This is a genomic window from Streptomyces adelaidensis (assembly GCF_016598475.1).
Classification (GTDB): Bacteria; Actinomycetota; Actinomycetes; order Streptomycetales; family Streptomycetaceae; genus Streptomyces; species Streptomyces adelaidensis.
Genome location: NZ_JAEMUX010000016.1, coordinates 118164 through 128927, shown reverse-complemented (window position 1 = coordinate 128927; position 10764 = coordinate 118164). Strand labels below are relative to the sequence as shown.

Sequence of the window (10764 nt, the reverse complement as noted above, 5' to 3'; positions counted from 1 at the left end):
CTGAGCCCCTTGCTCTCCAATATCTACCTGGATCGGTTGGACAAGTACGTCGAGACAACACTCTTACCCGTCTTCAACCAGGGAGCCCGCCGCAAACCGTATCTGCCGTACATGCGGATACATAAGGCCGCCTGGAAACTGGAGAAGCGTGGACAGCGGGAGGAAGCACGGCCGTTGCGCCGTCAACTGCAACGGCTCCCCTCTCACGATCCCAATGATCCAGGATTCCGGCGGCTGCACTATGTCCGCTACGCGGACGATTGGTTGCTGGGGTTCTCCGGGACGCGACGGGAAGCCGAGTACATCAAGGAGAAGATCGGGAAGTTCTTGCGGAACCGGTTGAAGCTGGAACTCTCCGATCCGAAGACCTTGATTACCCATGGGCGGACGCAGGTCGCTCGCTTCCTTGGCTACGAAATTGTGGTCCTTCACGACGATGCCAAGCGCGATCGGAACGGTCATCGCTCTATCAACGGGCAGATCGGTCTGAAAGTGCCCATGGACGTCGTACGCGGAAAGTGCAGGCCCTACATGCGCCGCGGGAAACCTGCTGCCCTACTGGAGCGCGTGCACGACTCGGATTTCCGGATCGTCACACGGTTCCAGTCAGAGTTCCGGGGCCTCGCGGAGTACTACCAGCTGGCCTACAACCGGCACCGCCTCGGCCTGCTTAGGTGGATCACGGAACGCTCCCTGGCCAAGACGCTGGGACACAAGAACAAGATCAGCGTCAACAAGGTCTGGAATCGCCACCGTGCCACCTGGCAGACACCTGCTGGACCCCGAAGGGGCTTGCAGATCAAGGTCGAGCGCGGCAAAGGAAAGAAGCCGCTGGTTGCCCGTTGGGGCGGGGTATCACTGGCCCGAAGGACCACGAGGGTAACTCTCAAAGACGATCTTCCTGCGGTATGGAGGAAGCGTCCCGCAGAGCTCATCGACCGGCTTATGTCCGGCCGATGCGAACTCTGCAAGGCGCAAACGGAAGTCGAAGTGCACCACATTCGGCGTCTGAGTGACCTCCGACCCGGGAGTCAGGCTGAACAGCCTGACTGGGCACAGCAGATGGCATCGCGCCGCCGCAAAACCCTGATCGTCTGTCGTGACTGCCACAGCGGAATCCACAACGGACTCTCCGCTCGGCAGGATTCGATGGAAACGACGCTGGAGAGCCGGGTGCGGTGATAAGTCGCATGCCCGGTTCGGTGGGGGGTCGTCGGAAAAGGGCTCGCATCAGCGAGTACCTCGCCGACGGCCTACCCTGCGGGGCTAGGTGACTGGACACTCAAAATCCGGGAGGTATGCGTAAATGCAAAGCGCCGAAACGGTATTGAAGGTCCTCCGTGAACGCGGGAGGCGTGGCCTGCCGTGCAACGAACTGTATCGACAACTGTTCAACCCGGACTTGTATCTTGTGGCCTACGGGCGCATCTACTCCAACGATGGGGCGATGACACCCGGGGCCTGCGGGGAAACCGCAGACGGCATGTCCATGGCCAAGATCGGACGCATCATCGACGCGATGCGCCACGAGCGCTACCGATTCCAACCCGCGAGGCGGGTCTACATTCCGAAAAAGAACGGAAAACTGCGACCCCTCGGCCTGCCGTCCTGGACGGACAAACTTGTCGGTGAAGTGGTCCGGCTCCTACTGGAGGCGTACTACGAACCACAGTTCTCCCGTCGATCACACGGTTTCCGTCCCCATCGTGGCTGCCACAGCGCCTTGAGCGAAATTGAGGAGACATGGGGCGGGACAACCTGGTTCATTGAAGCGGACATCTCTGACTGTTTCGGAAGCTTTGACCATGAGGTCATGCTCTCGATCCTCTCAGAGAAAATCCACGATAACCGGTTCCTTCGGCTCATCAAACAGATGCTTCAAGCCGGATACCTGGAGGACTGGGAATGGAACGCCACACTCAGCGGAGCTCCGCAAGGCGGTGTGGCATCCCCAATCCTTTCCAACATCTACTTGGACCGGTTGGACACTTTTGTCGAGACAGTGCTTATCCCAGAATATACCCGAGGAAAACGCCGCGCACCCAACCCGGCGTACACCAGGAAAACCGACGCGATCCACCGCGCCCGAAAGCGCGGGGACCGAGTCGCAGTCCGGCAATTGCGCGCAGCACGACGTGGTCATCCCCACGGGGACCCAAACGATCCCCAATACCGGAGACTACGGTACTGCCGCTACGCCGACGATCACCTTCTCGGGTTCACCGGACCCAAAGCCGAAGCCGAACAGATCAAGCAACGCCTGGCCAACTTCCTGCGTGAGGACCTCAACCTGGAGTTGAGTCAGGACAAGACACTGGTCACCCATGCCCGCACCAGTGCGGCGAGATTCCTCGGCTACGAGATCACCGTCCAGCACAGCCAATGCCGGCCGAAGGTCAACGGCCACATCCGGCTACGCGTACCGCGAACGGTGATCAAGGCCAAGGCCGCCCCGTACCTCAAACACGGCAAACCCGAACGCCGCACAGAGCTGATGACCCGCGATGACCCTATGATCATCAGCACCTACGGCGCCGAGTTCCGGGGACTGTCGCAGTACTACCTGCTCGCCAGCGACGTCGGGAGACTGGACTACCTGCACTGGGTGGCCCTGACCTCGATGCTCAAGACACTCGCCGCCAAGCACCGCTCGACGGTGTCGAAAATGGCCCGCAAGTACACGGCCAAGGTCAACACACCGTACGGGCCATACACGTGCTTCGAGGCCAGCGTGTCACGGCCGGGCAGGAAACCACTGATCGCCAGATTCGGTGGCATTCCTCTACGACGGCAGAAAGCAGCGGTCATCGTCGACCGTCAGCCAGCTCCGGTCACCGTCCGCCGCAAAGAGCTGGTCACCCGGCTCACGGCGCGGTGGTGCGAGTGGTGCCAGCGCCGCGCTCCGGTGGAGACTCACCAGGTCCGCAAGCTCGCCGACCTCGACCAACCGGGGCGACCACAGCCCGCGTGGGCGCAACTGATGGCCAAGCGGCGCCGCAAGACCCTCGTGGTCTGCGCGGACTGCCACCAGGCCATCCACGCCGGGCAACCGACCGCGACACCCACGGGATAGTCACTGGAGAGCTACGTGCATCGAAAGGTGCCCGCGTGGTTCGGACCGGAGGCCGTTGGAAAAGGCACCGCACACAGCGGAAACCTCGCCAACGGCCTACCGGTGTTGATCAGCGCGGTCCGTGACCTGAACCGCACTGAACTGGCCGGGGAAAGTGTACGGGCGGCGCTGGAGGCTCTGGCGGTGGCGGCACCGTCCTGGCTGGCCGCGGTGATCGACATCGCCGAGTTCGCCGACCGCTACGGGCCGCGCGTCGATGGCTGGACGATGCCGTCGTCGAAGACCAAGCGGGAGCGACTCGCCCAGGTCTTCGGCCAGGACGCGCTGGCCTTGTGCCGGGCGGCCTGGTCCGACACCGCCCCGGTGTGGATCCGTGAGATCGAGGCGGTCGCCCTGCTGAGGCAGGTCCTCGTGCAGACCTACACCGTCCGCGTCGATGCCCGGGGACGGGATGTGGTCAGCAAGCGGGACGCCGACAATGACGGTGTCCCGCCCGGCAGTACCCGCCTGGCCTCCCCCTACGACCCCGACGCCCGCTGGTCCGCCAAGGGTGATGACCTCTTCTGGTGCGGCTACAAGATCCATCTCACCGAGACGTGTCACGCTCCAGCCGAAGCCGAAGCCGAAGCCTATCTCCGTGTCCCGGCACCGAACCTGATCACCGACGTGCACACCACTGACGCCACCGTGCCCGATGTGAAGGCGACCGAGCCGATCCAGAAGAACCTCACCGAGCGCGAGGTGAAGCCCGCCGAGCACTATCTCGACTCCGACTACCCCTCGGCCGACCTGATCACTGCCGCAGCCGGGCAGGGCATCACCATGGTCACTCCGCTCCTGGCCGACCACTCGCCCCAGGCCAAGGCCGCCGAGGGCTTCGGCAAGAGCGCCTTCCAGATCGGCTGGAAAGCCCGTCAGGTCCGCTGCCCCGAGGGCTCCACCAGCATCGGTTGGTACCCGGTCACCCAGCACGGCCGCGACGCCATCGTGATCGACTTCGCCCGCGCCGACTGCCGCCCCTGCCCCTCCCGGACCAAGTGCACCAACTCCGTCCGCGGCACCCGCATGCTCACCCTGCGGCCCCGCGAACTCCACGAACGCACCGCCGCAGCCCGCGCCGAGCAGAACACCGAGTCCTGGAGAACCAAGTACGCCCTCCGCGCGGGCGTCGAGGGCACCGTCAACCAGGCCCTCGACCTCACCGGCATCCGCCGGGCCCGCTACCGCGGCCTGCCGAAAGTCCGAGTCCAACACGCCTTCTCCGCCACCGCGCTCAACGTGGTCCGGCTCGACGCCTGGTGGACCACCGACCCACTGCGCAAACCCCGCACCAGCAGACTCGAACGCCTCAGCTACCGACTCGCCGGCTGACAAATTCAGCAACGGAGTCATCCACCGTTTCAAAGCGCGTAGGCCCACGCCGAGTTCGATCCACCGCCCGCCGGGTCCAGTCGAAGGTGAAGCCACCTCCGGCTTGGACAACCGAGAGGAAGGGCTGGGCCACGATGCCAGGTACGGACGGATCGAAGTCGGCGAAGAGCAGGCACGACAGTTCCAGTCGCGACTCGTAGATCACGTGATCGCGCATCGTCGCCGACCAGTAGGTACCCGAATAGTGCTTGTGGCCCTGTACCAGCGGAACGTCCACCGCGGATGAGCCGACTGCGCAAGCTCAACAAGCGCCGTACCCCCGCCTCGGTCCTCCAGCAGAGGACCAAGCCCACGGGCGACGGCCCGACCAGCGAGTCTCGCAAGGACGGCATAAGTGCCACCGTTGTGCCATCGCGGCTGAGGCTGTGCCGCGAAATCTGAGAGCCTACATTTCTCCCGGATCAGGTCTGCGCCATGTCCACGAACCGCGAGTAGTGACCCTGGAAGGCGACCGTGATCGTGGCCGTCGGGCCGTTACGGTGCTTGCCGACGATGATGTCGGCCTCGCCTGCTCGTGGCGACTCCTTCTCGTACGCGTCCTCCCGGTGCAGCAAGATCACCATGTCAGCGTCCTGCTCGATCGATCCCGACTCACGCAGGTCGGAGACCATGGGCTTCTTGTCCGTACGCTGCTCGGGGCCACGGTTGAGCTGCGACAGCGCAATCACCGGCAGCTCCAGCTCCTTGGCCAGCAGCTTCAGGTTTCGCGACATGTCCGAGACTTCCTGCTGCCGGCTCTCGGACCGCTTGCCGCCGGACTGCATCAGCTGCAGATAGTCGATGATGACCAGCTTCAGGTCATTGCGCTGCTTCAGGCGCCGACACTTGGCGCGGATCTCCATCATCGACAGGTTCGGGGAGTCGTCGATGAAGAGCGGCGCGGCCGAGACGTCCGGCATCCGGCGGGCCAGCCGCGTCCAGTCCTCGTCGGTCATCGTGCCGGACCGCATGTGGTGCAGGGCCACGCGCGCCTCGGCCGACAGCAGACGCATCGCGATCTCGTTCCGGCCCATTTCGAGCGAGAAGATCACGCTCGGCATGTTGTGCTTGATCGAACATGCGCGCGCGAAGTCCAGTGCCAGTGTGGACTTACCCATGGCGGGACGGGCCGCGATGATGATCATCTGGCCCGGGTGCAGACCGTTGGTGAGCTGGTCGAGGTCGGTGAAGCCGGTCGGCACACCGGTCATCTCCCCCGACCGCGAACCGATCGCCTCAATCTCGTCGAGTGCGCCCTCCATGATGTCGCCGAGCGGCAGATAGTCCTCAGTGGTGCGCTGTTCGGTGACCGCGAAGATCTCGGCCTGGGCTCTGTTGACGATCTCGTCCACGTCGTCGTCGGCCGCGTATCCCATCTGGGTGATGCGCGTGCCCGCCTCCACCAGACGGCGCAGGACAGCCCGCTCGTGGACGATCTCCGCGTAGTACTCCGCGTTCGCCGCCGTCGGTACCGTCTGGACAAGGGTGTGCAGATAGGGGGGCCCGCCGACCTTCGTGATCTCGCCGCGCTTGGTGAGCTCGGCGGCGATGGTGATCGGGTCGGCGGGCTCGCCCTTGGCGTAGACGTCGAGGATCGCCTGGTAGATGGTCTCGTGTGCCGGCTTATAGAAGTCGGGACCCTTGAGGATCTCGACCACGTCGGCGATGGCGTCCTTGGACAGCAGCATGCCGCCGAGGACGGACTGCTCGGCGTCCAGGTCCTGCGGCGGTACCCGCTCGAAGGCCGAACCTGCGCCGTCCCACTCCCCGTTCTCCCGGCCGCGTTCGTGCTGCTCGTCCCTGCTCCGACCGCCGTCGGAGCGCCGGCGGGAAGAGGGCAGACGATCACTGGGCCCGCTGTCGGCCCACGGGTCGTCCAGGGGCTCGGAAATGCTCACCGAGCGACCTCCTCCCGTCCGCCGAGCGGACCTCGCCGTGCTTCTCAGTTCTACGGCACGGCACTGACAAATAAGAGGCCCAACTCCGGTTCTGGCGCGTCGGTTTTGCGAGGTTTCAGCGATCTGCCAACGAGCGGGCGCCGCACCACCGTAGGCCCGCCAGCACCGTCAGCCAATCTGGTTATCCACAGGCCATGTGGACGAAGCCCCAGATGCTGTGGAGAACCCCGCAAAACCTGTGCACGACTCGGTGGACAGCCCTGTGAACAAGAACTCGCCCCCTCTCGGACATCCGAGCCGACCTGCACTTTTACCGTCCACCGGCTGTGCAGAAGAAAAACTTTCCCGACCGGATCAAGATCATCACGATCAGTGCGCGACAGCACACCCACCCAAGCATGTTGTAATGGTCACTATCCGCTTGCATCTCTTACCTGTGGAAGATTAGATTGGTGGTCATGACACAGGCTTCCGCGCCCACCAGAGCCATCCGGCGTCGGCACGATCGAGAGATCGTCGCGCTGGCCGTTCCAGCCTTCGGCGCGCTCGTCGCAGAGCCCCTCTTCCTGATGGTCGACACCGCCGTCGTCGGCCACCTGGGCACCGCGCAACTGGCCGGCCTCGGCATCGCCTCGGCCCTCCTCGTCACCGCGGTAAGTGTCTTCGTCTTCCTGGCATACGCCACCACGGCCGCCGTCGCCCGACGGGTCGGAGCCGGTGATCTGCGGGCCGCCATCCGCCAGGGCATGGACGGCATCTGGCTCGCCCTGCTGCTCGGCACCGCCGTCATCGCTGTCGTCACTCCTGCGGCCCCCACCCTCGTGTCCCTCTTCGGCGCCTCGGACACCGCGGCCCCCTACGCCACGACCTATCTGCGGATCTCGGCACTCGGCATCCCGGCCATGCTCGTCGTGCTCGCCGCCACCGGTGTCCTGCGCGGTCTCCAGGACACGAAGACACCCCTGTACGTCGCCGTCGCGGGCTTCGTCGCCAACGGCGCCCTCAATGCAGCCCTTGTCTACGGCGCCGACCTGGGCATCGCCGGATCCGCCTGGGGCACGGTCATCGCCCAGTGCGGCATGGCGGCCGCCTACCTCTGGGTCGTGATCCGCGGTGCCCGTCGGCATGGCGCCTCGCTACGCCCGGACGCCGCCGGTATACGTGCCTCGGCCCAGGCGGGCGTACCCCTGCTGGTCCGTACGCTCTCGCTGCGCGCGATCCTGATGATCGCCACCGCGGTCGCCGCCCGGCTCGGGGACGTGGAGATCGCAGCGCACCAGATCATCCTCTCGCTCTGGAGCCTGCTCGCCTTCGCCCTGGACGCGATCGCTATCGCCGGGCAGGCCATCATCGGCCGCCACCTCGGCGCCGGCGATGCCCAGGGCGCCCGTGAGGCCTGCCGCCGCATGGTGCAGTGGGGGATCGCCACGGGTGCCGTACTGGGATTCCTGGTGATCGTCGCCCGCCCGTTGTTCATCCCCCTCTTCACGGGCGACCCGGCGGTCGAGGACACCGCGCTGCCAGCCCTCATCGTGGTAGCGCTCGCCCAGCCGATCTCAGGAATTGTCTTCGTGCTCGACGGCGTGCTGATGGGCGCGGGGGACGGCCCCTACCTCGCCCGGGCCATGTTGTTGACCTTGGCCGTCTTCGTCCCGGCCGCTCTGTTCGTTCCCACCTTCGGTGGCGGCCTGACCGCTCTCTGGGGGGCCATGACACTGATGATGGCGACGCGCATGATCACCCTGTGGCTGCGCTCCCGCTCCGGCCGCTGGATCGTCATCGGAGCGACGCGCTGAGGGCGGGGCCGAAGCGCGGCTTCGTTTCACGTGAAACATGGCCCGGTCCAGGCGCTGTTTCACGTGAAACAGTCAGCTCGCAGGCAACCTAGGCAGCCCATAAGAGACCGGACAAGCATATGGGGCCGCACCCTTCACAGGGTGCGGCCCCATACACCGCTTCAGCGATCGCAGCCCTTAGGCAGCGATGACCTCGATGTTGACCTTGGCGGCAACCTCGGGGTGCAGACGCACGGACGTCTCGTGGGCGCCCAGCGTCTTGATCGGAGCAGACAGCTCGATGCGGCGCTTGTCGACCTCGGGGCCACCGGAAGCCTTGATCGCGGAAGCGATGTCGGCCGGGGTGACGGAACCGAAGAGACGACCGGCGTCGCCGGAGCGGACAGCCAGACGGACCTTGACAGCCTCAAGCTGGCCCTTGATCTGGTTGGCCTGCTCGATGGTCTGGATCTCGTGGATCTTGCGAGCACGACGGATCTGCGCGACGTCCTTCTCGCCACCCTTGGTCCAGCGGATAGCGAACTTCCGCGGGACCAGGTAGTTGCGAGCGTAGCCGTCCTTGACGTCGACGACGTCGCCGGCAGCGCCGAGGCCGGAGACCTCGTGGGTGAGGATGATCTTCATTAGTCGGTCACCCTTCCCTTATCGCGCGGTGGACGTGTAGGGCAGCAGCGCCATCTCACGGCTGTTCTTGACGGCCGTGGCGACGTCACGCTGGTGCTGCGTGCAGTTGCCGGTCACGCGGCGGGCACGGATCTTGCCGCGGTCGGAAATGAACTTCCGCAGCATGTTCGTGTCCTTGTAGTCCACGTACGTGACCTTGTCCTTGCAGAAAGCGCAGACCTTCTTCTTAGGCTTGCGCACAGGCGGCTTCGCCATGGGTGTTTCTCCTGTGTGATCAAGAAGTTTGGGGTACGGCCCCACCCTCGACCTCGAAGACCGGTGACCCGGCCCTCCAGGTCTTAGAAGGGGGGCTCGTCCGAGTAGCCGCCACCGCCACCGCTGCCGCCGGAGCTTGCGCCGGAGCTTCCGCCCCAGCCGCCGCCACCGCCCTGGTTACCACCGGCGGGAGCGCCGCTGGCCCACGGATCGTCGGCGGGAGCGCCGCCGCCCTGCTGGCCGCCACCGGGGCTTCCGCCCCAGTTGCCGCCACCCTGGCCGCCACCGCCACCGCCGTAACCACCCTGGCCACCGCGGCTGCCCGCAGCGGTCTTGGTGACCTTGGCCGTGGCACTGCGCAGGCTGGCGCCGACTTCCTCGACGTCCAGCTCGTAGACCGTGCGCTTGACGCCCTCACGGTCCTCGTAGGACCGCTGCTTCAACCGGCCCTGCACGATGACGCGCATGCCTCGCTGAAGCGACTCCGCGACGTTCTCCGCCGCCTGACGCCAGACCGAGCAGGTCAGAAAGAGGCTCTCGCCGTCCTTCCACTCGTTCGTCTGACGGTCGAAGGTGCGGGGGGTGGACGCGACACGGAACTTCGCGACCGCCGCACCGGAAGGGGTGAAGCGCAGCTCGGGGTCATCGACAAGATTGCCGACAACCGTGATGACGGTCTCGCCTGCCATTGGGGGAACCTCTCGGCGGGTTTGCTGCTGGCTGCTTGCTACTCGATGCCTGAGATCAGCTGAGCGGGAAAGCTCAGTGGGTCTCGGGGCGGAGGACCTTGGTCCGGAGGACCGACTCGTTCAGGTTCATCTGGCGGTCGAGCTCCTTGACGATCGCGGGCTCAGCCTGCAGATCGATGACCGAGTAGATGCCCTCGGGCTTCTTCTTGATCTCGTACGAGAGGCGACGACGGCCCCAGGTGTCGACCTTCTCGACTTTTCCGTTGCCCTCACGGACGACAGAAAGGAAGTTCTCGATCAGGGGGGCGACAGCGCGCTCCTCCAGATCGGGGTCGAGGATGACCATCATTTCGTAGTGACGCATGTGAAACCCACCTCCTTCGGACTCAGCGGCCACGGTCGTTCCGTGGCAGGAGGGTTGTGATGCGTACGCAACGGTATCGGCCACCACTGACATCAGGGGTCCCCGCTGGGGAATCCCTTGCCATGGCCTGGGCAGACACCGCTGCAGACGGTACAGAGTACCCGCACACGTGCTTCCGGTTGAAATCCGGCGGCGGGGACCGTCAATCTGTACACATCGGGTGTGTATGGCGCTACGATGCGCCGCTTCCGCAGGAGGTGCCCTATGGCACAGACATTGCGACCCAACATCGCCGGCTCTCTGCTCGCCACCGACGACAAGCCCCACCCAGTGCAGGACACCCTGCTCGCCGTGACGCTCCTCCTCGGGGCGGTCGCCTTCATCACGGCGATGTTCCACCATCTGCACCTGCTCAGTTCGTGGACGGGGCTGCTGGGAATCCTGACCGGTGCGTACGGGCAGTTCATCTCGGAGACGACCCGGGAGCGCTTCGGCCTGATCGTGGGGCTCGGTGCCTCGGCCGTCGGTTTCTTCCTCGGCATGGCCCATGGGGGCCTCTTCGGCGGGGTCATCGGCTGACTCCGTACCGGCGGCCGGGCGGTCGGCGGACCTTGTTCCTCTCTGTCCGCTGTCTTACATCGGATCAAGCGGCCGA

General features: G+C 65.2%; 11 protein-coding genes. 5 read left to right on the top strand and 6 right to left on the bottom strand.

All coding sequences use genetic code 11. The annotated features are described in order from the left end of the window. From I8N67_RS12465 to I8N67_RS12455, 3 genes are all read left to right on the top strand, one after another. Positions 1-1182 (top strand): HNH endonuclease (locus I8N67_RS12465; protein WP_234045552.1); only part of this gene is annotated, 1182 nt, incomplete at its 5' end. Positions 1183-1306: 124 nt separating this feature from the next. Further along, positions 1307-3073 carry a reverse transcriptase/maturase family protein gene (locus I8N67_RS12460; protein WP_200303005.1) on the top strand — a complete coding sequence of 589 codons (1767 nt, stop codon included), beginning with the start codon at positions 1307-1309 and terminating at the stop codon, positions 3071-3073. 15 nt (positions 3074-3088) lie between these two features. Continuing rightward, positions 3089-4444, top strand: a complete 1356-nt coding sequence (locus I8N67_RS12455; protein ID WP_200303004.1) for a transposase — start codon at positions 3089-3091, stop codon at positions 4442-4444. On the opposite strand, the gene I8N67_RS42540 is transcribed toward I8N67_RS12455, so the two are convergent. Then, positions 4422-4721: a hypothetical protein gene (locus tag I8N67_RS42540; RefSeq protein ID WP_234045550.1), complete on the bottom strand. Its 300-nt coding sequence runs from the start codon at positions 4719-4721 to the stop codon at positions 4422-4424. The genes I8N67_RS12455 and I8N67_RS42540 overlap by 23 nt on opposite strands. A gap of 184 nt (positions 4722-4905) precedes the next feature. After that, the gene (gene dnaB, locus I8N67_RS12445; RefSeq protein ID WP_200303003.1) at positions 4906-6381 is read right to left on the bottom strand and encodes a replicative DNA helicase; all 1476 of its coding nucleotides are present in this window, start codon (positions 6379-6381) and stop codon (positions 4906-4908) included. A gap of 449 nt (positions 6382-6830) precedes the next feature. Here dnaB and I8N67_RS12440 point away from each other — a divergent pair, with 449 nt between their 5' ends. After that, entirely contained in the window at positions 6831-8177 is a 1347-nt protein-coding gene (locus I8N67_RS12440) for an MATE family efflux transporter (RefSeq protein WP_372443693.1), read from the top strand. A gap of 177 nt (positions 8178-8354) precedes the next feature. Here the strand turns inward: I8N67_RS12440 and rplI are convergent, their stop codons facing one another. The 4 genes from rplI to rpsF form a co-directional block, all read right to left on the bottom strand. Continuing rightward, positions 8355-8801, bottom strand: a complete 447-nt coding sequence (gene rplI / locus I8N67_RS12435; protein ID WP_200303001.1) for a 50S ribosomal protein L9 — start codon at positions 8799-8801, stop codon at positions 8355-8357. 18 nt (positions 8802-8819) lie between these two features. Further along, a complete protein-coding gene (gene rpsR, locus I8N67_RS12430) occupies positions 8820-9056 on the bottom strand; it encodes a 30S ribosomal protein S18 (RefSeq protein ID WP_003949403.1) in 237 nt (78 codons plus the stop codon). Positions 9057-9139: 83 nt separating this feature from the next. After that, the gene (locus I8N67_RS12425; protein WP_200303000.1) at positions 9140-9745 is read right to left on the bottom strand and encodes a single-stranded DNA-binding protein; all 606 of its coding nucleotides are present in this window, start codon (positions 9743-9745) and stop codon (positions 9140-9142) included. Positions 9746-9818: 73 nt separating this feature from the next. Next, positions 9819-10109 carry a 30S ribosomal protein S6 gene (rpsF, locus tag I8N67_RS12420; RefSeq protein WP_200302998.1) on the bottom strand — a complete coding sequence of 97 codons (291 nt, stop codon included), beginning with the start codon at positions 10107-10109 and terminating at the stop codon, positions 9819-9821. A gap of 264 nt (positions 10110-10373) precedes the next feature. Here rpsF and I8N67_RS12415 point away from each other — a divergent pair, with 264 nt between their 5' ends. Continuing rightward, the gene (locus I8N67_RS12415) at positions 10374-10688 is read left to right on the top strand and encodes a hypothetical protein (RefSeq protein ID WP_200302997.1); all 315 of its coding nucleotides are present in this window, start codon (positions 10374-10376) and stop codon (positions 10686-10688) included. Positions 10689-10764: the final 76 nt, after the last annotated feature.